The sequence below is a fragment of the Devosia sp. genome (genome assembly GCF_028290435.1).
In the GTDB taxonomy this organism is placed as follows: Bacteria; Pseudomonadota; Alphaproteobacteria; order Rhizobiales; family Devosiaceae; genus Devosia.
This window is the reverse complement of the sequence record NZ_JAQGJV010000026.1, coordinates 21,233-45,893: the sequence shown is the minus strand read 5'-3', so window position 1 is coordinate 45,893 and position 24,661 is coordinate 21,233. Positions and strand designations below refer to the sequence as shown.

Genomic DNA, 24,661 nt, shown 5'->3' with positions numbered 1-24,661 from the left:
AAGCCGTGGTCGATGTTGTGGCAGCACGGAGGATAGTCATGGCGAGACTGAAGCTGCCAGGGGTCGAAGGCTGATGCCAACTTTCCTGGGCGTCGATATCGGCGGAACGGCATCGCGCTGGGCTTTGGTGGATGAGAATTCGGCCGTGATCGCCCGTGGCACCACCGACGGGGCCACCGGCCACGCGTTCAATCCCATCGAGCGTGAGCGGCTATTGGCGACCCTGTCGACCATTGCCGAAGCTGTTCGTGAATTCTCCCCCGTCTCCGCCTGCCTGGGCATTACCGGGCTGGGGCAAGGCGCGCACGACCCGGTGCGCAACATGGTAACGGCGCTGCTCGGCATCGAGCCACCCGCCATCCAGCTTGGCGACGATATGGAACTGGCGTTCCGCGCCACCTTCGCCCCTGGCACCGGACACCTGATTTCAGCCGGCACCGGCTCCATCGGCCTGCACCTGACCACAGAGGGCAAACTGATCCGCGTCGGTGGGCGAGGCCTCTTGATCGACGACGCCGGCTCCGGCACCTGGATTGCGCTCAAGGCGCTCGACCAACTCTATCGGCGCATTGATGAGACGGGCGACCCCGCCGATGCGGCCATTCTGGCAACCGAACTCTATGCCGAAATGGGCGGTGAAGGCTGGGACCACAGCCGCAGCTTCGTTTATGGCAGCGATCGTGGCCGCATCGGCACCCTAGCGCAGGCCGTGGCGCGCGCCGCAACCAAAGGCGATGTCATTGCCACCGACATCCTTGCCCGCGCCGTCGTCGAACTCGCCCGCCTCGCCAGTGCCCTGATCGCGCGAACCGGGCCCCTGCCCGTCGCCTTCATCGGCGGCATTATCACGCTGCATCCCAGCATCAAGCCTGCCTTGGAAAAAGCCCTACCCCATGCCGTGGTGAGCTTCCCCCAGATCGACGCCGCCGCCCACGCCGCCCAATGGGCGCGGCAAAACAGCCAAGAAACCGAGACGTCCCAATGAGCACCACCGAAGCCGCCTCCCCCCGCTATGCCACCTTGGAAGATTGGTCGAGCACCGACCTCGTCGCCGGCATTCTCGAAGGCCAATACGCTGCCATCGCGGCCGTGCAGGCGGCGAGCGCACCAATAGCCGAGGCGATTGATCGCGGTGCCGAGCGCCTGGCCCGCGGCGGCCGACTGATCTATCTCGGCGCCGGAACCTCCGGCCGCATCGCCACCCAGGACGCGGCCGAATTACCCCCGACCTTCAACTGGCCTTATGAGCGCGCGATCACCCTGATGGCCGGAGGCAAGGACGCGGTGTTCCACGCCGCCGAAGGCGCCGAGGACAGCGAACAGCTCGCCACGGATGGGCTAGACAGCGTCAATGTGTCCGAAAACGACGTCGTCATCGGCCTCGCCGCCAGCGGGCGCACACCCTATGCCATCGGTGGCTTGATCCATGCCCGCGCCAAGGGCGCCCTGACCATCGGCATCTTCAACAATCGCGGCGGTCGGTTGGGTGAAGTGGCAGATATTTCGATCCTGATCGAGACCGGGATAGAAGTGCTGTCCGGGTCCACCCGGATGAAAGCCGGGACGGCCCAGAAGGCCGCGCTCAACTGCATTTCCACCGGCGTGATGATCCGCCTCGGCTTCGTCTATCGCGGCCTGATGGTCGAGATGCGCCCCACCAACGTCAAGCTACAGGACCGCGCAGTCAAGATGGTCGCAACCCTAGCCGATGCCGAATACGACGTCGCCAAAACCGCGCTGGATACCGCCGAGGGCAGCATCAAGCTGGCCACGACGATGCTGATCCTGGGGCTGGATCGTGATGCCGCGCAGCAGCGCCTAACCGCAGCGGGTGGAAACTTGCGCACTGCCCTGCAAGACGCAAAAGACTAGCCGAACCGGGCAACGCTATATGGCGTCGGCTCGATAAATGGCGTCTGGCCAGTCATCATTTCGGCTAGCAGCCGCCCGGTGGCGGGTCCCAGGGTCAGGCCATGGTGCGCATGGCCGAGCGCCAGCCAAAGTCCCTCGCGGCCTTCGGGGCCGATGACCGGCTTCATGTCCGGCGTACAAGGACGCGCACCCATCCAAGGACTTGGGTTAAGTCGCTCACCCAAAGGATAATCGGCGGCAGCAATCTTTTCCGCGGCGTCCAGTTGCGCCGGATTGGGCGCCGCGTCCAGCAAGGCAAATTCCGCCCCTGTGGTCAGGCGCAGGCCGCCATTCATCGGCGCGATGAGGAAACCCGCGTCATCATAGATCGGCATGGAAATGGTCGCGTTGCCGCGCGGGGCATAATGCATGTGATAGCCGCGCTTGACGCCCAGCGGCAGCCTGCGCCCCAGCTTGCGCAGCATCTTGTCCGACCACGGCCCCAAGGCAATGACAGCTTCCTTGGCGGTCACCGCGCCGTCGACGGTGTCAACCTCCCAGCCCCCAGCAGCACTGCGCAACGTCATCGCATCGCCGGTGACGAATTGGCCGCCCAGCTTCTGGAACAGACGGAGATACGCCTGCGTCAGCGCCAGCGGATCGCGCACGCTCCAGGGCTGCGTCCAATGGACGGCGCCGGCAAGCGGGGCAGTGATGCCCGGCTCTTGCTGACGCAGCGCATCGGCGTCAAGCGCCTCGTGCTCCAGGCCGAACCGCTCAAACGCCTCCGCCTGTTCGCGGGCGGCGCGATAATTCGCCTCGCTGCGATAGGCCTGCATCCAGCCGGCCTTGCCGATGAGATCGGTGGCACCCGCCTCCTCGACCAGCGGCGCGTGTTCGCTGACCGCATGGGCGATGAACTTGGAATAATCCTCGACAATGGCACGATACGACAATGCGCGCGACGACCACCAATATTGCGCTAAAAACCGCGATATGCGCGGCAACGCCCGCCACTGGTAGCGCATGCTGGTGCTCTGGTTGCGCGCATATTTGAGCAGCGTCGCCATATCCTGCGGAAACAGGTGCGGCGCCACGCCCTCGCGCTGGATCAGCCCTGCATTGCCGAACGAGGTTCCCTCTCCCGCGCCTTGCCGATCGAGCAGCACCACCGAGCGACCACGCTTGACCAGATGGATGCCGACGCTGACGCCAACGATCCCGGCGCCAAGCACAAGGACATCGCTCTTCATTTGCGAAAACCCATTCTGTAGAATCAATTCTCGCCATACACCGATGATTTGCCGCGTCTGGCAATTGGGCGCCGCTACAATTCGCTATCCAGACAGCCATCCTCCGATTTGGGCGGTCGGGAGCGTCTGGGCATAAATGCTGGAGATTTGTGGTGCCGGCATCAGGGTTCGAACCCGAGACCCCCTGATTACAAATCAGGTGCTCTACCAACTGAGCTATACCGGCGACGCGACCGCATCTAGCATTGCGCGCCGCGCGGGGCAATAGTGGGCGCAGCCTCGAACCGGACTGATATCATGCTGCAATCGCTTATGCGTTCATTGTTCGGCGCGCCCACCCCACCGGCGCCGGAACGCCAGCGCCTGACGGTCGCGGAATGGCCCGCCGCCATCTACGCGATCGGCGATGTTCATGGATGCCTTGCAGAGCTTGAGCGTCTCGAACAGGCCATCTATGCCGATGGCGCCGCGTTCGCGGGCGAGAAGTGGATCGTCATGCTGGGCGATTACGTGGATCGCGGACCCAACAGCGCCGGAGTGCTCGATCACCTGCTGGCCCCCGTGCCCGCCGGATATCGGCGCATCTGCCTTGCCGGCAATCATGAGACCATGATGCTCGCCTTTCTCGATGAGCCCCTCTCAGGGTCGGACTGGCGTCGATTTGGCGGCGACCAGACGCTGCAATCCTACGCCATCGATGAGCACTTTGACGCCCACACTCTGGAGCAACGACGCCAGATCCTGCACGGCCACGTGCCCAGGCGGCATGTGGAGTTTATGCGCAGCCTGCCCCTCTATCTGCGCGTCGGCAATACTGTGTTCGTCCATGCCGGACTGCGGCACGGCGTGCCGCTGGAGCAGCAGAGCGAACGCGACCTGCTCTGGCTGCGCCCCGGCGACGACCTACCCTTCGAGGCCGGAACGGTCGTCGTGCATGGACATACCCCCGCCGCGACGCCTACGCTGTCGCCCTGGCGCATCGGCATCGACACCGGCGCAGCCATGACCGGCATCTTGACCTCGGTCAGATTGACGCCGCATGGCGACCCAGCAATACTTCAAGTCGGCAACTGATTAAATTGCGAAAATTGCTCTAGGCAAGACTCTCTAATCCGAAGATTTGTGGCTAGGCTCAATGCGATTGCGGCGGGGTCTTCATGAGCGACGGCGAAATCGACATAAGGGCCATTTTCGGCCTGTTGCGGCGGCAATTTCGTTTAATTGCGATTACCACCCTTGCTATCGTCGCTGCCGCAGGCCTGGCGACACTAGCGCTTACGCCCATCTACACCGCCACAGCACTCATCATGGTCGATCCAAGCCGCAAGGATCTGCTGGATCCCGAGAACCAGGTGCGCAACAGCGGCTCCGACAGCGCCCGCGTCGAGAGCGAAGTGGAACTGGTTCGCTCCGACACCGTGCTAATGCAGGTCATCGAGGACCGGCAACTGGCCTCCGACAGCGAGTTCGGGGCAGGCCCGGGATGGACCGCGCGCCTGCTGGCCCTGGTCCGCCCTGATAATGAAGCGGCGCCTACCGGCCAGCGCGCCCTGGGTGAAGTGCTGAACAGGCTGCGCGCCGCCGTCAGCGCCCAGCGCCGTGGCTTAACCTATGTGATCGCCGTGCAGGCCCGTTCGGAGAACCCGACGCACGCTGCCGACCTGGCCAATGCCATCACCCAAGCCTATATCAGGGATCAGCTCGCGTCCAAAGTGGCAGGCACATTGGCATCGCACGACATTCTGCAGGCCCGGATCGAGCAGGCACGCCAGGCGATCGTGGCCTCCGAAAATTCGTACGATAATTTCATTTTCGACAACATCGATCGTCTTGTCGGCCAGTCTGGCGACAGCCAGCTCGCCGATTTGGTCGATCAGATCGGGGCGATCAAAAATGCCGCCGAGCAGAGTTCGCAGACCGCAGATATCGTTCGGCGAAGCGTGGAGACCGGCAATTGGGGCGAACTCTCCGGCTCCCTGGCCTCCGATACACTCAGAGCGCTCGCTCGGCAGCGCGAGGAAATCGCCAACAGTCTCACCCAGCTCGCCGATAGCGCGCCCGCTCCTGCCAGCCTGAGTGCCGAACTCGATCGTCTCGACGCCGAGCTGCGCGACGCCGCGACGACCGAACTGACGGCGCTGCAGGCAACGATCGCCGAAGGGCGAAACAGCGAAAACCAGCTTCGCGACACCCTTCGCACCGCGGTCCTCAATAGCGACCTGCCGCCGGGCGTGCTGACGCAAATCTACGAATCCCAGCAAAACGCCAGCATTGCCCGAACCCAATACGAAACCCTGCTGGCGCGAGCGCAGGACCTGAGTGCCCAGGCCGACCTGCAGGTCGCCGATAGCCGCGTGGTTTCGCCCGCCTTGGTGCCAGCGGCCCCCTCATTTCCCAATCCACAGTTGATCTTACCGTTGAGCGCCCTTGCGGCGCTGAGCTTTGGTGTCGGCCTGGCCTTTCTCTATGAAAATGTCATCGGCGGATTCAGCAGTGAAGAGCAGGCGGAGTCCGTGCTTCGCGTCAAGGTGGCCTCGTCCCTGCCACGGCTGAAAACAGTCCGTCCAGACCAAACCAGCTTTGCCGAACTGATGGTCAACGCGCCAATTTCGGTGTTTTCCGAATCGGTCCGCCGGGTTCGAGCCTCGGTGGATCGCGCGGCCAAATCCGGCACGGTGTTCGGCCAGGGCACGGTCGTCATGGTTTCATCGACGGCTCCCGACGAAGGCAAGACCACCGCCGCCCTGGCGCTGGCCCGCAGTTATGCCCTGTCGGGAAAATCGACCCTGCTGATTGATTGCGACCTGCGCAAGCCCAGCGTGCATCGCCAACTGGGCATCGAGCCATCGGTCGGCTTTCTCGATTATCTGACCGCTGAAGCGGGGGACGCGATCAATATCCAGGCAATCACCGCCAGGGACCCGCTCAGTCCGGCGACGGTGATTGCCGGCGCCCACCGCAGCAGCCTTCCGACGGACCAATTGATCGCCAGCACCGCCTTTGTGCAGTTGATCACCGCTGCGCGGCGCAGTTTCGACATCGTAGTGCTCGATACCCCGCCGATCGGACCGGTCGTCGACACCCTCTATATTGCCCAGCACGCCGACGTGATCGTGTTCGTCGTGCGTTACGCCTCCACACCGCAGACCGAGGCGCGCAAGGCGCTGGCCAGTCTGGGCGCTGCCAAGTCCCATGGCGCTGAAATCCTCGCCGTGCTCAACCAGCAGGACAGTTCAGCCCCGGGCTATTCCAAGCGCTATGGCGCCTATTTTTCTCAGGCCTGACAGCCCGCGATCATGAGGGCGATTATCCACCCTGCCCCGCTTGTCCCCCTCGTTAGCCGACACCGCATAATCTGGCTCGAACCATCTGAGCGAGGACCCTATGCCCGATCGTTACGCCGACCATGCCGGCAGCCTGGAAGCACCAGCCGAGACCGGCTTTTCCATCACCCCCAATGACGCAACCGATCTGAGCGAAACCACGCGCGCCATCTATGTCGGCAATGGCGGCAGCGTCGTCGTCGTACTCGCCTCGGGCGTCGAATTGACCCTGGCCGGCCTGCAGACCGGCTCGATTATTCCCATCCGTGTCCGCCGCCTCAAGGCCACGGGCACCACCGCCACTGCGCTGGTCGGCCTGCTATGATGGTTGGCCTCACCCTGATGACAGGGCGCCCCAGCTATCCGTGGTGGGCGGTCGACGCCGCCTACGCCGCCGATTTCGTCAACGACCGCTATATGCGCGGCGGCGTTGCCCTGGATCGCGCGACGGCGCTCACCTTTACCAGAAGCACGCCGAAGCTGGCTCAGGACAGCAGTGGCGTCTGGCACAGTTTCAACATCGACGCTCTCGCCCTGACAGATCGCGGCCTCTCACTCGAACCGGCCGCCACCAATCGCGTACCGAACGCCGCAATGGCCGGCGCCGCCCTCGGCGTCATCGGCGCGGGCGGCACGCTGCCAACCGGTTGGACCGCCGCCGATTTCGCCACCGTCGAGATCACTGCCACTGGCACCGAAGCTGGCCTGCCCTTTGTCGAACTGCGCCTGCAGCACGAAAACAGCACTGGGGGCAGTCAGTTCCCCCGCCTCGGCTGCGCCGGGGCGATCGCCGCCGGGATCGGCGAGCATTGGACGGCCAGTTGTTTCTACAAGAAAATTGCCGGCACCTGGCCGGCCATCACCGGTGCATTTCTCAATGTGCAGGAGATCGGCACCACCACCGCTTATGCCACGGCCGATCGTCCAGACCATCTGGAAACGCGTACCCGCCTTGCGGCCACCTGGATCACGAGCAGTCCGGGAACGATTAGCCTCGATATGCGGGCGCTGATGTTCAACCTGTCACCGGGCGAGCTGTTGGATGTCACCCTGCGCATCTACGCGCCGCAATTGGCGAAGGAAGTTGCGGCATCGAGCCCCATCATTACGTCCGGCACCGCCGCGACCCGCGCGGCCGACGCGGCATCGCTGTCACTGCCCGGCGGGACGTATAGCCTCGCGCTTACCTTTGACGATGCCAGCCCGCAGAGCGTTGAAGGCCAAAGTGGCAGTTACAATCTGGAAAACGCCAGCGCCAGTCCCATCCGACAGGTGATTGCCAGCTAGTGATCCGGGTGGTCGAGTTCTCTGCGCATCCCGTAACGGATCGCACCCAGAACGAGGCCACCCACCACCGGCAGCACATAAAACAAGCCCACCGCAACCAGGAAAACGCCGGCAATTGCCTGCACGGCGATACCGGCGACAACATGGGGCAAATATCTCCCCTCGCGGCCTCGGGCGTAGCTCAAGGCTTCAAATGGTGGCACCAGCGCCGATAGCGTGTATCCAACTGACGCCGCGGCGGCCACCGCGGCAATGCGCCATTCGAACATGCCGAACACCATATAGCCCCACACGCTGGCGAAGACCGGCGCAGCAAAGCCAAGGACGACCATCAGGCTGACGGCGTAATAAGAGCGCTCAAAAATGCGTTGAACGGCAGCCTGATCCTGCGCGGCCACTAAACTGGCGAGGACCGGCTGTATGGAGTTGATATAGGCAACGACCGGGAAGGTCAGAACCATCGTCATTCGACTGGCGAACGCATAATACGACAGCTCCTGGCCACTGACGAACAGACTGACGACCCACAAATCGAGCTGGGAAATACTGCTCACCAGGATCGTCACGGCCAATGACGCAAAATCCAGAATCTTGACTGGCTGACCCACCACCTGAGGGGCCGATACCCTGCGCCAGTCGGCAAGGCGGAGAGCGATCAGGCCCAGCCCGGCCCCTGCCGCCAGGCAAAGCCCGTAGAGCCGCATGGTGTCCATCGTGACGAACGGCATGATGACGATGAAAATCGCGTTCGGCACGATCACGAAATTCAGGCGAGACAGGACGAAGCGACCGAGCCCGTTGGCCAGGCCGCTGACGATAAACTGGACGCCGACGAGGAGGGCTCCAGCGCCATAGACCGCAATGCTGACGTCCCCGCCCATGTAAGCCAGCAGCGCGCCCAGGACGATCCCCAGCCAAAGGGCCGCCTCGACGCTGGCCCGCGGCTTCAATCGCCCGGACGCATCGAGATTTTGCGCAACCAGATAAGGCCCGCGCTGGTATCCGGCCAGCGAGGCCACCTGCCCCAAAATATAGACGGCGGAGTAGAAGACAAGAAACGGCCCGACAATGTCCTCGCCGCGCAGCATGCCAATTTCCGCCGAAATCAACATCAGGCTCGCAAAGGCGCCACCGCCAAAAAGCAAGCTGAACACAAAGCGTCTCACGATGGACCAGTCATCGTGTTGCGAGACCGGCCGGAACAGTTGCACCGATAGTCTGCTCGGCAAGGGCCCGCTCCGGCCCTGATCTGACGATCGACAAGGCTACCGCCAGCGGCAGGACAAACACGCTATTGTATCCGGACCCCGTGGCTGCCGCGAACAGTGCTAGCACCACCAATGGCAAGGCGAGATTACCCCGGCTTCGCAATGCTCGCCACAGTCGCAGCAGGCACCAGACAATGAAGCCCAGTCCCGCCAGCCCGAAATAAACGACCAGCCAGACGTAGAAATTGTCTAAGGTTGAGAACTGGCGACCGGCAAAATCGACCAGATAGTCGCGCGTTAGCAAGAAGGTTGGGTCATTGATCGGCAGACCGAGCAGGCCCTTACCCAGCACCTCCCCGATCAGCATGAACGGGCCGGTGAAACGAATATAGATTGACCCGCCCATTTCACCGGCGCCATCCACCCGGTCCATCAGGTATGACCCGCCCACAAGAGCTGCAACCACCACCGCCAGCAATGCCAGCGCGTAAATGCCGAACTTGTGGCTCGATTTCATGCCGCGCGCGCCAAACATCATGAAACAGGCCAGTACACCGCCCAGCATGACCCAACCCGTCAAGGCAAAGGTGGCAAAGGCGCCCGCGGCGAGAACCACCGCCATAGTGACTTTCCGCCCGCTTCGCAGTGTGGTCGCCGATAATACGCAGGCCAACGCGAAAACAGTATAGGCCGCCGCGACTGATGGCTCCGAATAGAATCCGTTCGGTCGCATGACGCCGTCTTCATAGGGCAGATAAGGTGCCTGCAACGCGCCAAGCTCGCCCGCCGGCCCGATAGCAGAAAACGGCCCGAACGGATTCTGTAGGACGAACGATCCAAAGACGTTGAGCGCGATGCACTGCGCGATCAACAGCACGGCATGCAGGGTCATCAGCCGGCCAAACAGCACGGCGAAGTCTTCCCGATGCACCAGACCGCCACGGCGGACACTGAAGATGCAAAGGCAAAGCGCCGCCGCGATGATCTGCGCCCCGGACTTCGCGGACTCTTCGACATTTTCGGTCCCGATGGCCTTTACCGCCACGATAGCCACAATGATCGCCACCGCCAGCAACGGCCATCGTGGCACCCGACCCTCGATGACCAAGGTCAGCATGGCCGACGCCGCCAAGGCAAGGAACGACCCGTTCAGCGCGTAGCCGCCCAAATAGGTCACCGTAAAATTGGCAAACAAGCAGCCGAAGGCAAATACAGGCGTCAGGACATCCGACAGCTGCCCACCCGTTGCAGTGGCCGGCATCATGCCCGCCCCGGAAAGGTCTGGATTATTCGGATGGCCCCGATCGCCACCGCCTTCCGGGCGAGACTGGCCCATTTGATAACCGCCGGCACATTCAGCACTTCGGTCTGAATTCGATGGTGATCCCGCAACATGCGCAACGGATGCCGGGCGGTGAATGACGCCCCGCCGATCGGCGTCTGCGCCACCTCATAGTTCAGCAGGAGCACGTTATCGCGCCGGTTCTGATAGATTTTGGCGATCGTGTAATAATCCGAGCTGACACTATAGCTCAGGTCGTGCGGTATTAGCAGATGCTCGGCTAGGCTGATGAACGTCGCCTGATGCGAGGTGGGCATGCGATGCCAAAGGTGGACATCGGGCGGCAGCACCTTGCGATGCCGAACCCGGCCATTGCTGAACAGCAGCGCCACTTCCCCGAAAATCAGGCTATAGCCGCGCCCGTCGTCCGCGAGCCTTTGCTCGGTTCGCGCCAACACATCAGGCAGCAAGATATCGTCGCCGTTGAGAAACAGCACATACTGCCCGCTTGCCCGGGCAATGCCCTTATTCATGGCGTCATAAAGCCCACGATCCGGCCCCGACTGGAAATGATCCATCAGGCCGGAGAACTCGGCGAGCGCCTCCAGCGTGCCGTCGGTCGAGCCGCCGTCCACCACGATCCATTCAAACAATTCGCGCTGCTGTCCTCGCAGGCTCTGCGCTGTTTTCCGCAGCCCGGAAAGATTGTTCCAGACGATGGTGACGATGGAAAATCTCACACCGGCTCTCCCACCCCAGCACTATCCTGAGGACTGAAAATCGGCGCAGTTTTTGCTTGAGGCGTTGGTGAGGCATTGCGCAGGATCAGTTCAAACCGTGCAGAGATGAGGTCGATATCGAACGCTTTTTCCGCGTAGGCACGACCAGCCCGACCCATCCTGGCCCTCAACTCCGGCTGCTCCAGCAAGGCACGCGCATACTGAACCAGCGCTTCGATATCGCCCGGTGCGGCGACCAAGCCGGCCCCTTCGCGCGCCACCGTGACGGCCGCGAGGTTCTGCTCCGGAATCGACGCCAAAATGGGCTGCCCGGCTGCCAGATAGCTCAGCACCTTGGACGGCACTGAGAACACACCGGCATCGGCCTCGATGATCGCCAATGCAATATCGGCGCCGGCGAGCATGCTCGGCAAGTCCTCCACCGAGACCCATGGCCTGACGATGACATTGTCCAAACCCTCGGCCGACGCGGCATCACGCACGAGGTCCGCTCCCGATCCTTGGGAGAACAAATACACATCGGCATCCAGCTTGCGCGCCAACTCCAGCAGCAGGCCCGGATTGTGCTTGCGGGCGAGCGTTCCCGAATAGACCACGCGGTGGCGCCCTTCCCGCATGTTCTCTTGAACCCAGACATTGTCACGCGGCAGCGACGGCATGTCGGCGATATTGGCCCAGTTCTCGATGACCACCATGTGCGAGACATCCAGCCCCCAGCGCGGCCCAGCCAACACATCGCGGAAGGCCTCCGCGATCACCACTACGCCATCGCTGTCGCGCAGCACTCGCGCTTCCTTGCGTCGATAATAGGCCCCCACCAGCCTGCCCAAAACGTCATTCTTCTTGCCGATGATCCGCTCGATCGCCTCGGCATGGATATCCTGCACCCAGAAAACGAACGCCGCCCCCAGTGTCCGGCAAGCGGTCAGTAAATGCTCCTGCACCTCAATCGGCGCATTGGCGGACAGCACCACATCCGGCCTCTCAGCCAATACCAGCGCTCGAATCCGCCTTGCATATTCGAGCTGCTGGCGATGCCGTTTCAGCAGATTGTCCTTGTCGAATTCTTCCGAAATGCCGATCTGCACCGCGCGAAAACTGGCCGGATCGCCTACCATTCCAGCCACCCGGCCCTTGGGCGTCGCGAACCCCTCGAAAGAGGCATAGACGACCTCGATGCCACGACACGCCAACGCCCGCCCCAACTGGGCAGTGAACGCGTGGCCGCTATAATCGTGCAGCAGGAGCTTCATAGGGCGCCGGGCTCCATCATCACTTGAAATCACTGATGGCCTTCCAGCGCGCCAACGCCTCGGTCAGCGAATAACGAAACGTCCATCCACGATCGAGCAATTGACGCGGATAGACATTGGTCGAATGCAGCAACTTGCCCATGCGGACGCGGTTGATCGAGGTCTTGAGCCCGATCTTCGCCAGCAACTCAAACGCAAACGCCCCGACCATCATCAGGCTGGCTGGAATGACCAGACGCGGAGTCCTGAAGCCCCCAGCCTCGGCAAAACTCCGGTTGATTGCCTCGGTAGTCGTACGGTCCGGATACGCGTAAATATAGGTGAGGACGGGCTCGTCGAACGCGCCCATGAAAGCGATGCTGCGCGGAAAATCTTCCACCGGGGCGCAGGCCTTGATCGTATCGGTTCGGCCCGGATAAACAAACAATCCCCGGCGCAATAGCCCGGCCAGCCGGGTGAAATTGCCACGTTCGCCTTCCCCAAAGATCACCGCAGGCCGCACAACCAATAGCCGGTTGGCAGCGTCGCTCGCCTGCCAATCGCGATGGATATTCTCCGCCAGCAGCTTGGAGCGGCCGTAGGCGTTTACCGGCTTGGGCACGGTGGTTTCATCGACCTGCACTTCCTGCGGTCCATAGACCGACATGGTGCTGGCAAACACCATACGTCTTGCGCCGACCCGTGTCGCGAAACGGCACGCATTGGTGGCTCCTGCCACGTTGGTCCAGTAATATTCCCAATCCTCATGCCCCGGCGTGGTGTGCACGGCGGCAAAATTGTAGACCTCGACCTCGCCCAATACCGGCAGATCGATCGCCTCGCAGACATCGACGCGAACATATTCGGCCTTCGCCGACAACTCGCGAGGCTCCTTGATGTCGGCCAGGATAATGCGCTCATAAGCCGGATCGAGTGCCAGCGCCCGCATCAGATGCGTCCCGAAAAACCCGCAGCCTCCCGTGATGACCGCCGTCTTGCCCATCACGCCGATTCCAACGTCGTCGGCATATTGGCGAGGAACCACCGATAGGTGTCGGCGATCCCCTGTTCCAGGCCAATGCGCGGCGTCCAGTCCATCGCCCGCAGCTTGTCGCTGCTCATCAGCTTGCGAGGCGTGCCGTCAGGCTTGGACACATCATGCGCAATCGCACCGGTAAAACCCACCACGCGGCAGACAAGCCGCGTCAGTTCCAGAATGGTGACGTCTGCGCCCGAGCCGATATTGATGTGCTCGAACTCCGAATAGTTCTTGAGCAGAAACAGCAGTGCATCGGCACAATCGTCGACATGCAGGAATTCGCGGCGCGGCGTCCCCGTGCCCCACACCGTGATTTCAGTGTCGCCCCGCAACTTGGCCTCGTGCGCCTTGCGGATCAGGGCCGGCAGCACATGGCCGGACCTCAAATCGAAATTGTCACCAGGGCCGTAAAGATTGGTCGGCATGGCCGAGATGAAATCATGGCCATATTGCTTGCGATAAGACTGGGCGAGCTTGATCCCCGCAATCTTGGCGATGGCGTAACATTCGTTGGTCGGCTCCAGCGGACCGCTCAGCAGCGCCGCTTCCGGGATGGGCTGCGGCGCCAGTCGCGGATAAATGCACGACGAGCCGAGCGACAGCAGTTTTTCCACGCCGCTCGAATGTGCCGCGTGGATGATATTGGCCTCGATCATCAGGTTGTCGTAGAGAAAATCGGCCGGAAAGCTGTCATTTGCCAAAATGCCGCCGACCTTTGCCGCGGCGATCACAACGGCATCCGGCAGGGTCTTGGCGACAAAAGCCTCTGTTTCGGACTGGCGCCTGAGATCAACCTCGCGCCGGTCGGCGATGATCAACTGCACGCCCTCTGACGCCAGGCGGCGTACCACCGCGCTGCCAACCATTCCCCGATGGCCCGCCACCCAAACCTTTTTGCCGGCCAGCGCGTATGTCATGCGTCCACCATCGCGGGCGCGACCTGCACGCCCCTAAGGTCTTCGCGCACCATTTCGGCGATCAGCGCGCGCACCGATATTTCGTGCGTCCAACCCAATTTCTCATACGCCTTGGCGGGGTCGCCGAGCAGCAAGTCCGCTTCTGTTGGGCGGAAATAGCGCGGGTCGACTTCGACCACGACCTTGCCCGTCCTGGCGTCTCGGCCCTTTTCGTCGGCCCCACAGCCCGTCCACTCCAGCGCCATACCGACATTCTCAAAGGCCCATTCGGCGAATTGACGCACCGAGGTGGCCCGGCCAGTGGCCAACACGTAGTCGTCCCCCTTCTCCTGCTGCAGCATCAGCCACATGCCGCGCACATAGTCCCGCGCATGCCCCCAATCGCGCTGCGCATCGAGATTGCCGAGATACAATTTATCTTGGGCCCCCGTATGGATGGCCGCAACGGCGCGCGTGATCTTGCGGGTCACGAACGTCTCACCCCGCAAGGGGCTTTCATGGTTGAACAGAATGCCGTTGGAGGCGTGCAGCCCATAGGCCTCGCGGTAATTGACCACGATCCAATAGGCGTAGAGCTTGGCCACCCCATAGGGCGAACGCGGATAGAACGGCGTCGTCTCGCGTTGCGGCACTTCCCGGGCTTGGCCATAGAGTTCCGAGGTCGAGGCCTGGTAGAATTTGCATTTCTCCTCAAGGCGAAGAATGCGGATCGCCTCGAGCAGCCGCAACGTGCCCAGGCCATCGACATTGGCGGTATATTCGGGCGTCTCGAACGACACCTGAACATGGCTTTGCGCGGCTAGATTGTAGATTTCGTCCGGCTGGGTTTCCTGCACGATGCGGATCAGGTTGGTGGCATCGCTCATATCGCCATAGTGCAGCACGAACCGCGGATCGGTCTCATGCGGGTCCTGATAGATGTGCTCGATACGCCCGGTATTGAACGAAGAGGACCGCCGTTTGACGCCATGGACGATATATCCCTTGTCCAGCAGCAGTTGCGATAGATAAGCCCCGTCTTGCCCCGTGACGCCCGTAATCAACGCAACCTTGGGCAAACTCAAAACCCCGTCTCGACGGTGAAAGGACCCTGCGCGGGGAGGTTGTCCTGCGCCAGATTGGCGCCATTGACCTGGAGCAGCGCATCGAAATAGCGGATGGTCCGCGCCAGTCCAGCGCGCAATTGCACGCTGGGCGCCCACCCCAGAACCTGCCGCGCCAAGGTGATGTCGGGCCTGCGCTGGCGCGGATCATCGACCGGCAAAGCCTTGTGGACTAGTCTGGAGTTCGAATTGGTCATGTCGATCACCAGCTGGGCCAATTGGTTGACGGTAATCTCATCGGGATTGCCGATATTGATCGGTCCGGTCACCGAGCCGTCGGTACCCATCATGGCGACCATGGCTTTCACCAGATCGTCGACATAGCAGAACGACCGCGTCTGGCTGCCATCGCCATAAATCGTGATGTCCTCACCGCGCAGCGCCTGCACAATGAAATTGGATACCACGCGCCCGTCGTCCGGATGCATGTTGGGGCCATAGGTGTTGAAGATGCGGATCACCTTGATCTGCAACTGGTGCTGGCGGTGATAGTCGAAGAACAGCGCTTCGGCACAACGCTTGCCCTCGTCGTAGCAGGCGCGCGGGCCGATGGTGTTGACGTTGCCCAGATAGCTTTCAGGCTGCGGATGCACTTCGGGATCGCCATAGACCTCTGAGGTCGAGGCCTGCAGGATCGGCACATCGAGCCGCCCGGCCAAATCCAGCATGTTGATCGCGCCCATGACGCTGGTCTTGGTGGTCCGCACCGGATCGGCCTGGTAATGCACCGGCGAGGCCGGACAGGCCAGATTATAGATTTGATCGACCTCAACCTGCAGCGGCGACGTGACGTCATGCTCCATGATCTCAAAATGCTGATCGAGCAGATGCTCAACATTGGCCTGGCTGCCGGTCAGGAAATTGTCGACGCACAGCACGTCATTGCCGTCCCGCAGCAGCCGGTCGCAGAGATGGGAACCGATAAATCCGGCCCCGCCAGTCACCAAAATACGCTTCGCCACATGAGCCCCCACTCATATTCGACACCGCCGCAAAGAGCGGCGCTTACATTTCGTCGTCTCAACGGTCCCTAACCCGTCGAGATTATTCGGCCGCCTCCGCCAAATGTCCTGGCGCCGCGCCTTCTGGCCGGCCGATGCTTGAATACATCAGTCCATGGGCCACCGCGTCAGCGCGATTGTAGATATTGCGCAAATCCACCAATACGGGTTCGGCCATGATGGTGCGTAAATGAGCCAGGTCGAGCGAGCGGAACTGGTTCCACTCGGTCACGATCACTGTCGCATGCGCCCCCCTGGCAACGTCATACGCGTCGGTGCCGAACTGCACATTGTCCAGCAGCCTGGCAGCAGGCTTCATGCCCTCAGGATCGAACGCCCGAATGATCGCGCCGTTGTCCTGCAACGTCTGGATGATTGTGATGGATGGGGCGTCGCGCATGTCATCTGTATTGGGCTTGAAGGTCAGTCCGAGGATGGCGATGGTCTTGCCGCGGACGCTGCCGCCACAGGCCGCGATGATCTTGCGCGCCATCGCCCTCTTGCGGTTGTCGTTGATGGCGACGGTGGTCTCGATCAAGTTGACCGGGCTATTGTGATCACGCGCTGTCTTGACCAGGGCCAACGTATCCTTGGGAAAACACGAACCGCCATAGCCCGGGCCCGCATTGAGAAATTTCATGCCGATCCGGTTGTCGAGGCCAATGCCGCGCGCCACGTCCTGCACATTGGCGTCCACCGCCTCGCAAAGATCAGCCATCTCGTTGATGAAGGTGATCTTCATCGCCAAGAATGCGTTCCCCGCATATTTGATCAGCTCCGCCGTCCGCCGCGTAACAAAGAACAGTGGCGACTGGTTGAGAAACAGCGGCCGATAGACTTCCGTCATCACCTGCTTGGCGCGCTCACTGTCCAGGCCCACAACGATGCGGTCGGGGTGCTTGAAATCCTGGATCGCCGCGCCCTCGCGCAAGAATTCGGGGTTGGCCACGACGGCGAAATCGGCCTCGGGATTGACCTCGCGGATCAGCCGCTCAACCTCGTCGCCCGTGCCCACCGGCACGGTGGACTTGGTCACCACGACCGTGAACTGCTGGATCGACCGGCCGATGGTACGAGCAGCGTCGTACACATAGGACAGGTCCGCATGACCGTCGCCGCGTCGCGACGGCGTCCCCACGGCGATAAACACCACTTCGGCGCCCGCTACCGCTTCCGCCACATTGGTGGAAAAAGTCAGGCGGCCGGCCTTGGCATTGTCGGCCACCAGAGAATTGAGACCCGGCTCGAAAATCGAAATCTCACCGGCCTGCAAAGCGGCAATCTTGGTCTCGTCCGTGTCGACGCAGGCAACCGAATGCCCAAAATCGGCAAAGCAGGCGCCGCTCACCAGGCCAACATACCCCGAACCAACAACAGCGATGCGCATCTGACTGACCTCCCACTGAGCGTTGACGTCTCAGGATCGATTAATAGCCCGTTCCCGTGACGAATTCGCGCAGAACCGTCCGGATCATGATCCGGATATCCAGCAGGAGATTGAAATTCTGAATGTAGGCAATGTCGTGCTCGATGCGGGCGCGGGCCGTCGTCGCATTGTCGGTTGGCCCCCGCAGACCATTGGCCTGCGCCCAGCCTGAAATCCCCGGTTTCATGACATGGCGCGCGTGATAATACGGCACCAGTGCTTCATACGGGCCACCCGCCGCAAGCAATCCGACCGGATGCGGACGCGGCCCGACGAGGCTCATATCGCCCCGGATCACGTTCAACAATTGCGGCAGCTCGTCCATACTGGTTCGACGGATAAACCGACCGATCGGTGTAACCCCGGCGCGGTCGACATACATGGAGCGAAATTTATAGACCGAAATGACGGCACCGTTCAGCCCGTCCCGATCCTGGCGGAATAGCGCCGGGCCCTTGCTGGTCAGACAGATGACGATCGCCAGCAAAACCAACACCGGCGCCAGGATCGCCAAGGCAACAGTCGCCAGAACCATGTCCATGGCACGCTTGACCACGAGTTGCACCGCACGCGATGTCGTCAACCGCGCCGACACCGGCCTGCCCGCCAACAAATGCATCGGCAAGCCACTGGCAGAATGCAACGTGACGGAGTGCTTGTTTGCCGATGGATTCGAGGCTGGGAAACAAACAAATTCAGCTGCCACGCTGCCATTTGTGCGCGCAGTATCATAGGACGACAAAACTTGCATCGCCGCCCGCTCCTGCCCAGCCTTGGCTGCCATTACTTCCGTCTTTGTACGTAGGTTACCAAGATATTAAGAAATGCCAATACCAAATCAGGCGCGGTGCAAATTACCACCGGCTAGTGTGACGTCGCTCCCTGCCGGCTGGCACGCTGGCGGCCCGCATGATAGCAGTCGCCGCATCGGGCTCTAGAGTCTTTGAGGAATGCCGTGGCCAGCCGACCCACCGAGCGCATCAGTTTCGTCACCAACGGCACGCCGGAGGCTGATGTCGCGGCCCAGCGCCTGCAGCAGCGCTATGGCAACATCGCCTTCGAGTCCGCTGAGGTGGTAGTGGCCCTGGGCGGCGACGGCCTGATGTTACAGACCTTGCACCGCGTCATGCGCACCAGCGTGCCGGTCTATGGCATGAATTTCGGCTCGGTCGGCTTCATGATGAACGCCTTCTCGGAGGATGACTTGGGTGACCGCCTCGCAGCGGCGCAGCAGACGCGGATCTATCCGCTCTCGATGCAGGTGGTCGATACCACCGGCCGCGCGCAGACCGCCCTGGCGCTCAATGAAGTGTCGCTGTTCCGCTCCACCTATCAGGCCGCCAAGATTCAGATCGTCATCGATGGCGAAACCCGGCTGGAAGAGCTGATCTGCGATGGCGTTCTGCTCTCCACGCCCGCCGGCTCCACGGCCTACAACCTGTCGGCCCACGGCCCTATCCTGCCGATCGAGGCCCCGCTGCTGGCGCTAACGCCGATCTCGCCGTTCCGCCCCCGCCGCTGGCGCGGTGCGATCCTGGGCAATCGCGCCGTGGTCAAGTTCATCACCCGCGAAGCGGCCAAGCGTCCGGTCAGCGCCGTGGCTGACAATATCGAATTCCAGAATGTCCTTGAGGTCACTGTGCGTGAAGACCGCTCGCATGGCGTGACCCTGCTGTTCGATCCCGGCACGAGCCTGGAAGAACGCGTGCTGAGCGAACAGTTCCGCTATTAGGCCGCCGGCAGCGCCAGCCGCTCGTCCAGCATCGGCAGGGCCATCGGGGCATTGGCAATCCCGGCAAAGGCCGCCATTACGCCGCGCGCAGCCTTGCGGGCCAATTGAACATTCTGCTCGCTGAGATAGGCAAAGGCCTCTTCCAACTCTTCGGGAATGACGCCGCCATGATCGACGATCAGTTCCTCGGTCAGCGCCGTCACCACATAATGGCGGGCGGCTGCGTCATCGGCGAGGTCCGCTGCGCGGGCGTGCATCACCAGCTTGGCGAACAGGTTGCGCATCCCCTCGCCCAGCCCGCAACGCACCAGCAGCGCATTAAGCGCCGGCCGGCTGCCGCTCTCCAGCAGCGAAAACACCTTGTCGCGCGGGGTCTGGCCGAGTTCGGCGAGGCAATCGGCGAAAAACATCACATGCCCGGTCACCACCGCATGCAGCAGCAACCGGGTATTCAATTGGTCGGCCCCGATCAGCCCGGCGGCAAAACCCGTTTGCGCCTTCACCGCTTCGCGTTCGCCGATCGCCGACAGCGCGGTATCGCCGCTATTGCGCAACAGGCGCTCCAGCCGGTCACTGGCCAGCGCGCCCTTGACAATGCGCGCATTGCCCAGCGCGGCGGCAACCTTCTGCACCAGCAGAGCCCTGATGCCAGCCGGCAGGTCGCGACGGCCCAGCAGCGCCCCGCGCATCTCGGCATCATGGCCATCGCTTTGCGCCAAAGCCTGCAGCAGTCTCGCACTCACCGGGACATCCGCTCGCCTGAGCAGCCGCAACGTCACCGGCCGCTCCTGCCGCCCGATCAGGGCGGCGCCGAGACGTTCGCTGATCCGGCTGCGCTGACACACCGCCACCAGCATCGACAGATCGAAACCGCGCACCAGCCCCATGATATCGGCATCGATCAGCACCGGCGAATATTGCAGGACGGCGCGCGAAATGACCGAGCTGTCATGCAGCAGCGCCAGCATGATCGGACGCGGCGCGATATCGGCATGCAGCAGGCCATAGGCCAGAGCCGCACGCACCTTGACCGAAGGATCATCGAGGAAATTGATCAGCGAGGCATACAGCGCCGCCTGCTCGTCGGCCGGGCCATCATGGTTGAGATAGGCCATGGCAGCGAGATGGGCCGCACTGCCGCGCTCTTCGCTATCGCTCGATTGAGACAGCCGGACGAAGTCCTTGTACGCAACCATTACACTCTCCGGATACCCGGAGCTGAAGTTAGCCGCGAAGGTTTAAGGAACGGTTCACCATGATTTCGATGACCGTCAGAGCCGCGTTAGAACGCGGCAGCCACATAGTGGAACAGGCCGGACACGATCTGGATCGTCAGAACCAGCAGGCCCCACGACGCCAGGGCAAGCGCCAGGACAGTCCATCCCCTGGGCAGTGAGATCAAGCGATCAGCTACAGCAAAAGCACGGCGCATGGCACTCTCCTCAGAGCTGGACGGACACGGTGATTACTGCGTGAACACCTTTAACAGGCCGTCAATTCACTCACTTCGTTTCGTCTCGACTCAAACTATTCGCGCCCTATTCAATTTTCCTTGATCAGGAGTAAACGCCCAATTGAGGTGTGCGTTCCTATTTTGCATAAAGCTGAGTGAAAAACGCGCTACCGCCCGCCCCGACCGGGTTCAACGGCGATTCCGGCCCGATCTGCTCTTCGTTCTTGAACAGACCGGTGAACGACATATTGGCCGGCGAAAAGCGCGACGCCACTACGGGCGCGGCACTGGCAACGGGCTGGCTCGCCAATTGCTGCGCCGCAAAGCCCGACGATTGCCCACCGCCCTCATGCTTGGCGACCAGCGCGCGATACACCTGCCGGATCGTGCGTGGTTGGCCTTCGTCGTAAAAAATGGTCCTGTTGGCCTGCGCCTGGCGCGGAAACAAGTCGGCGGCGATCTGGTCGGGGTTTTGTAGCCCCGCGTTGAACATCCGCTCGGCCCCCTGCGCGCCCAGGAAATGGGCGATATAAAGCTCGCCGGCGCTCGGCTGCCGGCCAAATTTGGCGCTCAGATAATCGCCATTGGATTTGGTGAACGCGGCCGCGAGATCGGAGGCAATCTGCGGGTCCTCGCGCAACTTGAGGATTTGCGCCCGTGCATCGGGGTCGCGCACCGTATAGCCGTTGCCGCTCTTTTCGATCTGGTCGGCATATTGCCCGTAGCCCAGCCGCGGCCCCTGCTCCTTCATGGTCTGCAGCCAGGTCGTATCGAGGAATTGGAACAGCCCGGTGGCGGACGAGGTCTGCGCCTTCGCCTGCGGATTAAGGCTGCTCTCGCGGATCGCGGTTTGCAGCAGGTAGTTAAAGTCCACGCCATTGCGATCGCCCGCCGAAGTCAGGACATAGGCAAGACTTTGCGGTATCGCGATTGGCTGAACGCCCATTAATCCGTCTCGAAAGAATCGTGTCGGTTAATGAAACACTAACAGCAGTTAACCGCGCGTTAACTTCGGTTTCACACTTAGGCCCGCGTCGCCAGCTCCTCGTCGCTGTCGTCATCAGCGCCCGACCGCCACGCGCTATGGAACGTGGAGTCAATATCCTGCACCAGCACCTCGACCTCACGCCCCTTTGCCGATTGCAGCTTCGCTTCCGCGACCGCCGCCACAATCGCATCTTCCTTGGTTTCGAACGGGCTCTGGTCGGAACCGTGAAAGCTCACTTTCCAGTGACTATCGCAGCGCGCGACGATGAAATGATCTGCAACCATGAATGCCTCCCTTGCGCCGGCATAACGCAGGCGCCCGCTTTGATGTTGCATCCTACTCCGGCAATTGCCAACGCGATACGATAGTGTCCAGCTTCGGTCGTGGCCGGTCCTCGATCACCGCGCTCGGCGTGCCGATCTGCACGAAGGCCACGAACCGCTCGCCCTCCCGCGCGCCCAGCATGCGGGCCGCTTCTGCGTCCATGGAATACCACCGGCTCACCCAGTTGGCCGCATAACCCAGTGCGAATGCCGCATTCACCAGGTTGAACGCCACATTGCCGGCGGACAGGAACTGCTCCCATTCCGGCACCGTCGGATGGGCCTTGGGTGCTGACAGCACGCCAATCGTCAACGGCGGCGGCAGAAACCGCCCCAGTTCGCGGTCGAGCTCCGCCCCCTCCAGGTTGGGGTTCTTTGCCTTAGCCATCGCCGACAGCTTTTCACCGATCAGCGCTCGGTCATCGCCGCTATACAGCACCAGCCGCCACGGATTGAGCTTGCCGTGATCGGGCACGCGCGTGCCGATGGTGAGGATCTGCTCCAGTTCCTCCGCATTCGGCCCCGGCTCCTTGAGAAAGGCCTGCCCCACCGACCTGCGGCTCATCAGATACTCGCGCATCGCTGCATTGGCCGGCATCATCATCTCCTTCTCATCGAAGTCATCCAATAATCAGACTGCCGCGATCACGATAGTCCCCAGTGGCTATTCACATAAAATCGTCTGCGCTGGCGCACAGGGCTGTTCCAAAGTGGCAGCGTCTATGACACAGCTTTTCCCCAATCGCCGCCTATTGCGTCGCGACTCTCCACACACGACGCCAATTTTTGGGCGTACCTACCGGGGCCGGGAAAACATATGCGTTCGGGACTAGTCTTTGCCCTCTTGTTGCTCTTGCTGGCGCCATTAGCGCCTGCGGCTCTCGCCCCGTCGGCATTCGCGCAGGACGCTGCCGCCGAAATGCCGCCCATGCCGCGCCCGCGCCCCAATCGCGACGAGACGCCGCCAGTGACGCCCCCCGCTGCGCAGACGCCCGCCACCGAGGCCATCAGCGCCCTGACCACGGTGCCGCAACCTGTCTCGCTCAAGGCCCGCATCACGGAGGATGGCACCACCATTCCCGAGGGCCTGGTCTGGCGCATTTTCGGCACCACGCCCGATGCCAATGGCGAACTGGCCTTGGTGGCCAAATCCGACGAAGCAATCGCCTCGGTAGAATTGCCGCCCGGCGAATATGTCGTTCATGTCGCCTATGGCCGCGCCCAGGCCAGCGACACGCTGACGGTCACCGAAGGCACCAATGAAAAGAGCTTCGTCATCGGCGCCGGCGCCCTGCGTCTCAATTCTGCGATCACCGGCGATATCCCGATCCCCGCCAACCTCCTGAAATTTGACATTCTCACTGCCGGCGATGAAGCCAACCGCACCACCGTTGCCGAAGGCCTGCGGCCCAACGAGATCGTCACCCTCAATGCCGGCACCTACCACATTGTGTCGCACTTTGGCGACGTGAATGCCGTGGTGCGGGCCGATCTGCGCGTCGAGCCAGGCCAGCTCACCGACGCAACGCTCTACCAAAAGGCCAGTCAGATTTCGTTCAAACTGGCCTCCGAGGTGGGTGGTGAGGCGATTGCCGACGTCGAATGGACCGTCAAGGCCGCCGATGGCACCACGGTGTTCACCGATCTAGGCGCCTTCCCAGCAACCGTACTGGCCGAAGGCGAATACACGGTCCTGGCCAAGCAGGGCGAAACGGTCGTCAACCGCGACTTCGAAGTCCAGGCCGGCTCCAGTCAGGAAATCGAAGTGCTGACGACCGCCCACTAGGGCTGCCGCGCCCTAGTTGCTCAGCTTGCTCTGAACCTTGGCGTCGACGTTCAGCACGAATTTGAAACTGCCGTCCCATGGGCCGTAGTCGCGCGAGGCCACGCCATTGGCCTGCGAGCCGCTATAGCTGGCCTGTCTCGGCATGATCTCGATGACGACGGGGCCGGTTTGCCCCGGTTGCACTGCGCCCGCATGCACGGCTGCCGCGGCTATCGAGGAATCGTCGGTATAAATGCGGTCGCCCCAGACGGTCTGCGCGTGACGACGCCCGCCTGCCCCACCTTCAAGGCTCCGGCATGCACAGCGGCGACGGCCAGCGCAGAGTCACTGGTATAGGTGCCATCGCCCCAGATCGCTCCGGTATCGCTGCCCACGACATTGAGTTTCAACGTCTGGCCAACCGCCCCGGCAAAGTTGAACAGGCTCCCCGGATCGGGCTCGACGACCGCGCCCGCAATAGCCACTTCAGGCGTGCCGAGCTTGCCGCTCGACGGCTGGTTTGACTGGGCCGAAGCAGAAATGACGCCAAGCAACGCCATAAATGCGCCGGTCACTATGGTGCGCGGAACTTTGGTCGCCAAAATTATCAAGCCCCGGCCGTCTCGTCTGGTGCCGGCTATATTGCTTACCGCCGCCCGACTGACAAGCATTTGCGCGCGTCCAGCCGCGCCTTAACATTTGACCAACCCTATGCGCGACGACGCTCTTTGCCTATTG

At 62.1% G+C, this 24,661-nt stretch carries 26 protein-coding genes and 1 tRNA gene; 8 read left to right on the top strand and 19 right to left on the bottom strand.

Annotation, left to right across the window (positions count from 1 at the left end):
- The first annotated feature begins 73 nt into the window (after nucleotides 1-73).
- Together JWP26_RS07780 and JWP26_RS07775 are read left to right on the top strand one after the other, a co-directional pair.
- Complete coding sequence (locus JWP26_RS07780) at nucleotides 74-985, top strand: N-acetylglucosamine kinase (RefSeq protein WP_299725377.1); 912 nt, start codon at nucleotides 74-76, stop codon at nucleotides 983-985.
- A complete protein-coding gene (locus tag JWP26_RS07775) occupies nucleotides 982-1,872 on the top strand; it encodes an N-acetylmuramic acid 6-phosphate etherase (RefSeq protein WP_299725374.1) in 891 nt (296 codons plus the stop codon). The genes JWP26_RS07780 and JWP26_RS07775 overlap by 4 nt, the downstream gene beginning before the upstream one ends.
- On the opposite strand, the gene JWP26_RS07770 is transcribed toward JWP26_RS07775, so the two are convergent.
- On the bottom strand, nucleotides 1,869-3,104 hold the full coding sequence (locus JWP26_RS07770; RefSeq protein ID WP_299725372.1) for an FAD-binding oxidoreductase: 1,236 nt from the start codon (nucleotides 3,102-3,104) through the stop codon (nucleotides 1,869-1,871). The genes JWP26_RS07775 and JWP26_RS07770 overlap by 4 nt on opposite strands.
- Before the next feature lie 150 nt (nucleotides 3,105-3,254).
- Nucleotides 3,255-3,330 (bottom strand) — tRNA-Thr (locus JWP26_RS07765).
- Between the two features lie 71 nt (nucleotides 3,331-3,401).
- On the opposite strand from JWP26_RS07765, the gene JWP26_RS07760 reads away from it, so the two are divergent.
- From JWP26_RS07760 to JWP26_RS07745, 4 genes are all read left to right on the top strand, one after another.
- Nucleotides 3,402-4,178: a metallophosphoesterase family protein gene (locus JWP26_RS07760; protein WP_299725370.1), complete on the top strand. Its 777-nt coding sequence runs from the start codon at nucleotides 3,402-3,404 to the stop codon at nucleotides 4,176-4,178.
- A gap of 83 nt (nucleotides 4,179-4,261) precedes the next feature.
- Nucleotides 4,262-6,388 carry a Wzz/FepE/Etk N-terminal domain-containing protein gene (locus JWP26_RS07755; protein WP_299725368.1) on the top strand — a complete coding sequence of 709 codons (2,127 nt, stop codon included), beginning with the start codon at nucleotides 4,262-4,264 and terminating at the stop codon, nucleotides 6,386-6,388.
- A gap of 100 nt (nucleotides 6,389-6,488) precedes the next feature.
- Nucleotides 6,489-6,752, top strand: coding sequence for a hypothetical protein (locus tag JWP26_RS07750; RefSeq protein ID WP_299725366.1), 264 nt, complete (start codon nucleotides 6,489-6,491; stop codon nucleotides 6,750-6,752).
- Between the two features lie 17 nt (nucleotides 6,753-6,769).
- A complete protein-coding gene (locus tag JWP26_RS07745; RefSeq protein ID WP_299725364.1) occupies nucleotides 6,770-7,714 on the top strand; it encodes a hypothetical protein in 945 nt (314 codons plus the stop codon).
- On the opposite strand, the gene JWP26_RS07740 is transcribed toward JWP26_RS07745, so the two are convergent.
- The 10 genes from JWP26_RS07740 to JWP26_RS07695 all read right to left on the bottom strand — a co-directional run bounded on the left by JWP26_RS07740 (nucleotide 7,711) and on the right by JWP26_RS07695 (nucleotide 18,446).
- Nucleotides 7,711-8,868, bottom strand: a complete 1,158-nt coding sequence (locus tag JWP26_RS07740) for a hypothetical protein (protein WP_299725362.1) — start codon at nucleotides 8,866-8,868, stop codon at nucleotides 7,711-7,713. The two genes, JWP26_RS07745 and JWP26_RS07740, sit on opposite strands and share 4 nt — an antisense overlap.
- A gap of 22 nt (nucleotides 8,869-8,890) precedes the next feature.
- Complete coding sequence (locus JWP26_RS07735) at nucleotides 8,891-10,186, bottom strand: hypothetical protein (RefSeq protein ID WP_299725360.1); 1,296 nt, start codon at nucleotides 10,184-10,186, stop codon at nucleotides 8,891-8,893.
- The gene (locus tag JWP26_RS07730) at nucleotides 10,183-10,944 is read right to left on the bottom strand and encodes a glycosyltransferase (RefSeq protein WP_299725358.1); all 762 of its coding nucleotides are present in this window, start codon (nucleotides 10,942-10,944) and stop codon (nucleotides 10,183-10,185) included. The genes JWP26_RS07735 and JWP26_RS07730 overlap by 4 nt, the downstream gene beginning before the upstream one ends.
- Entirely contained in the window at nucleotides 10,941-12,197 is a 1,257-nt protein-coding gene (locus JWP26_RS07725; protein ID WP_299725356.1) for a glycosyltransferase family 4 protein, read from the bottom strand. The genes JWP26_RS07730 and JWP26_RS07725 overlap by 4 nt, the downstream gene beginning before the upstream one ends.
- 19 nt (nucleotides 12,198-12,216) lie before the next feature.
- Nucleotides 12,217-13,179 (bottom strand): NAD(P)-dependent oxidoreductase, encoded by a 963-nt coding sequence (locus JWP26_RS07720; protein WP_299725354.1) that lies wholly within the window; start codon nucleotides 13,177-13,179, stop codon nucleotides 12,217-12,219.
- The gene (locus JWP26_RS07715) at nucleotides 13,179-14,132 is read right to left on the bottom strand and encodes a GDP-L-fucose synthase (protein ID WP_299725352.1); all 954 of its coding nucleotides are present in this window, start codon (nucleotides 14,130-14,132) and stop codon (nucleotides 13,179-13,181) included. Before JWP26_RS07715 ends, JWP26_RS07720 begins: the two co-directional genes overlap by 1 nt.
- Nucleotides 14,129-15,190: a GDP-mannose 4,6-dehydratase gene (gene gmd, locus JWP26_RS07710; protein ID WP_299725428.1), complete on the bottom strand. Its 1,062-nt coding sequence runs from the start codon at nucleotides 15,188-15,190 to the stop codon at nucleotides 14,129-14,131. The genes JWP26_RS07715 and gmd overlap by 4 nt, the downstream gene beginning before the upstream one ends.
- A 2-nt stretch (nucleotides 15,191-15,192) precedes the next feature.
- Nucleotides 15,193-16,197, bottom strand: a complete 1,005-nt coding sequence (locus tag JWP26_RS07705; RefSeq protein ID WP_299725350.1) for a UDP-glucuronic acid decarboxylase family protein — start codon at nucleotides 16,195-16,197, stop codon at nucleotides 15,193-15,195.
- Nucleotides 16,198-16,279: 82 nt separating this feature from the next.
- The gene (locus tag JWP26_RS07700; RefSeq protein ID WP_299725348.1) at nucleotides 16,280-17,623 is read right to left on the bottom strand and encodes a UDP-glucose/GDP-mannose dehydrogenase family protein; all 1,344 of its coding nucleotides are present in this window, start codon (nucleotides 17,621-17,623) and stop codon (nucleotides 16,280-16,282) included.
- A gap of 40 nt (nucleotides 17,624-17,663) precedes the next feature.
- The gene (locus tag JWP26_RS07695) at nucleotides 17,664-18,446 is read right to left on the bottom strand and encodes a sugar transferase (protein WP_299725346.1); all 783 of its coding nucleotides are present in this window, start codon (nucleotides 18,444-18,446) and stop codon (nucleotides 17,664-17,666) included.
- Nucleotides 18,447-18,617: 171 nt separating this feature from the next.
- Between JWP26_RS07695 and JWP26_RS07690 the strand changes: the two genes are divergently transcribed.
- Nucleotides 18,618-19,394 (top strand): NAD kinase, encoded by a 777-nt coding sequence (locus JWP26_RS07690; protein WP_299725344.1) that lies wholly within the window; start codon nucleotides 18,618-18,620, stop codon nucleotides 19,392-19,394.
- On the opposite strand, the gene JWP26_RS07685 is transcribed toward JWP26_RS07690, so the two are convergent.
- The 5 genes from JWP26_RS07685 to JWP26_RS07665 form a co-directional block, all read right to left on the bottom strand.
- Nucleotides 19,391-20,590 carry a DUF2336 domain-containing protein gene (locus JWP26_RS07685; RefSeq protein ID WP_299725342.1) on the bottom strand — a complete coding sequence of 400 codons (1,200 nt, stop codon included), beginning with the start codon at nucleotides 20,588-20,590 and terminating at the stop codon, nucleotides 19,391-19,393. The two genes, JWP26_RS07690 and JWP26_RS07685, sit on opposite strands and share 4 nt — an antisense overlap.
- 86 nt (nucleotides 20,591-20,676) lie before the next feature.
- Entirely contained in the window at nucleotides 20,677-20,826 is a 150-nt protein-coding gene (locus tag JWP26_RS07680; protein ID WP_299725340.1) for a hypothetical protein, read from the bottom strand.
- A gap of 157 nt (nucleotides 20,827-20,983) precedes the next feature.
- Nucleotides 20,984-21,793 carry a transglycosylase SLT domain-containing protein gene (locus tag JWP26_RS07675; RefSeq protein ID WP_299725338.1) on the bottom strand — a complete coding sequence of 270 codons (810 nt, stop codon included), beginning with the start codon at nucleotides 21,791-21,793 and terminating at the stop codon, nucleotides 20,984-20,986.
- A gap of 77 nt (nucleotides 21,794-21,870) precedes the next feature.
- Nucleotides 21,871-22,119, bottom strand: a complete 249-nt coding sequence (locus tag JWP26_RS07670) for a DUF2188 domain-containing protein (RefSeq protein ID WP_299725336.1) — start codon at nucleotides 22,117-22,119, stop codon at nucleotides 21,871-21,873.
- Nucleotides 22,120-22,171: 52 nt separating this feature from the next.
- Nucleotides 22,172-22,756, bottom strand: a complete 585-nt coding sequence (locus JWP26_RS07665) for a nitroreductase (RefSeq protein ID WP_299725334.1) — start codon at nucleotides 22,754-22,756, stop codon at nucleotides 22,172-22,174.
- Nucleotides 22,757-22,975: 219 nt separating this feature from the next.
- On the opposite strand from JWP26_RS07665, the gene JWP26_RS07660 reads away from it, so the two are divergent.
- Nucleotides 22,976-23,944 carry a hypothetical protein gene (locus JWP26_RS07660; protein ID WP_299725332.1) on the top strand — a complete coding sequence of 323 codons (969 nt, stop codon included), beginning with the start codon at nucleotides 22,976-22,978 and terminating at the stop codon, nucleotides 23,942-23,944.
- A gap of 12 nt (nucleotides 23,945-23,956) precedes the next feature.
- Here the strand turns inward: JWP26_RS07660 and JWP26_RS07655 are convergent, their stop codons facing one another.
- Together JWP26_RS07655 and JWP26_RS07650 are read right to left on the bottom strand one after the other, a co-directional pair.
- Nucleotides 23,957-24,178, bottom strand: coding sequence for an LCCL domain-containing protein (locus JWP26_RS07655; RefSeq protein ID WP_299725426.1), 222 nt, complete (start codon nucleotides 24,176-24,178; stop codon nucleotides 23,957-23,959).
- Nucleotides 24,154-24,483 (bottom strand): LCCL domain-containing protein, encoded by a 330-nt coding sequence (locus JWP26_RS07650; protein WP_299725330.1) that lies wholly within the window; start codon nucleotides 24,481-24,483, stop codon nucleotides 24,154-24,156. The genes JWP26_RS07655 and JWP26_RS07650 overlap by 25 nt, the downstream gene beginning before the upstream one ends.
- Between the last annotated feature and the right edge of the window lie 178 nt (nucleotides 24,484-24,661).

What these genes read in the sequence shown, in the direction of transcription:
- JWP26_RS07780 (WP_299725377.1), top strand. Translation starts at nt 74, where the DNA reads ATGCCAACTTTCCTGGGCGTCGATATCGGCGGAACGGCATCGCGCTGG.
- JWP26_RS07775 (WP_299725374.1), top strand. Translation starts at nt 982, where the DNA reads ATGAGCACCACCGAAGCCGCCTCCCCCCGCTATGCCACCTTGGAAGAT.
- JWP26_RS07770 (WP_299725372.1), bottom strand. Translation starts at nt 3,104, where the DNA reads ATGAAGAGCGATGTCCTTGTGCTTGGCGCCGGGATCGTTGGCGTCAGC.
- JWP26_RS07760 (WP_299725370.1), top strand. Translation starts at nt 3,402, where the DNA reads ATGCTGCAATCGCTTATGCGTTCATTGTTCGGCGCGCCCACCCCACCG.
- JWP26_RS07755 (WP_299725368.1), top strand. Translation starts at nt 4,262, where the DNA reads ATGAGCGACGGCGAAATCGACATAAGGGCCATTTTCGGCCTGTTGCGG.
- JWP26_RS07750 (WP_299725366.1), top strand. Translation starts at nt 6,489, where the DNA reads ATGCCCGATCGTTACGCCGACCATGCCGGCAGCCTGGAAGCACCAGCC.
- JWP26_RS07745 (WP_299725364.1), top strand. Translation starts at nt 6,770, where the DNA reads ATGACAGGGCGCCCCAGCTATCCGTGGTGGGCGGTCGACGCCGCCTAC.
- JWP26_RS07735 (WP_299725360.1), bottom strand. Translation starts at nt 10,186, where the DNA reads ATGATGCCGGCCACTGCAACGGGTGGGCAGCTGTCGGATGTCCTGACG.
- JWP26_RS07725 (WP_299725356.1), bottom strand. Translation starts at nt 12,197, where the DNA reads ATGAAGCTCCTGCTGCACGATTATAGCGGCCACGCGTTCACTGCCCAG.
- JWP26_RS07720 (WP_299725354.1), bottom strand. Translation starts at nt 13,179, where the DNA reads ATGGGCAAGACGGCGGTCATCACGGGAGGCTGCGGGTTTTTCGGGACG.
- JWP26_RS07715 (WP_299725352.1), bottom strand. Translation starts at nt 14,132, where the DNA reads ATGACATACGCGCTGGCCGGCAAAAAGGTTTGGGTGGCGGGCCATCGG.
- JWP26_RS07700 (WP_299725348.1), bottom strand. Translation starts at nt 17,623, where the DNA reads ATGCGCATCGCTGTTGTTGGTTCGGGGTATGTTGGCCTGGTGAGCGGC.
- JWP26_RS07695 (WP_299725346.1), bottom strand. Translation starts at nt 18,446, where the DNA reads ATGGCAGCCAAGGCTGGGCAGGAGCGGGCGGCGATGCAAGTTTTGTCG.
- JWP26_RS07685 (WP_299725342.1), bottom strand. Translation starts at nt 20,590, where the DNA reads ATGGTTGCGTACAAGGACTTCGTCCGGCTGTCTCAATCGAGCGATAGC.
- JWP26_RS07680 (WP_299725340.1), bottom strand. Translation starts at nt 20,826, where the DNA reads ATGCGCCGTGCTTTTGCTGTAGCTGATCGCTTGATCTCACTGCCCAGG.
- JWP26_RS07675 (WP_299725338.1), bottom strand. Translation starts at nt 21,793, where the DNA reads ATGGGCGTTCAGCCAATCGCGATACCGCAAAGTCTTGCCTATGTCCTG.
- JWP26_RS07670 (WP_299725336.1), bottom strand. Translation starts at nt 22,119, where the DNA reads ATGGTTGCAGATCATTTCATCGTCGCGCGCTGCGATAGTCACTGGAAA.
- JWP26_RS07665 (WP_299725334.1), bottom strand. Translation starts at nt 22,756, where the DNA reads ATGCCGGCCAATGCAGCGATGCGCGAGTATCTGATGAGCCGCAGGTCG.
- JWP26_RS07660 (WP_299725332.1), top strand. Translation starts at nt 22,976, where the DNA reads ATGCGTTCGGGACTAGTCTTTGCCCTCTTGTTGCTCTTGCTGGCGCCA.
- JWP26_RS07650 (WP_299725330.1), bottom strand. Translation starts at nt 24,483, where the DNA reads ATGGCGTTGCTTGGCGTCATTTCTGCTTCGGCCCAGTCAAACCAGCCG.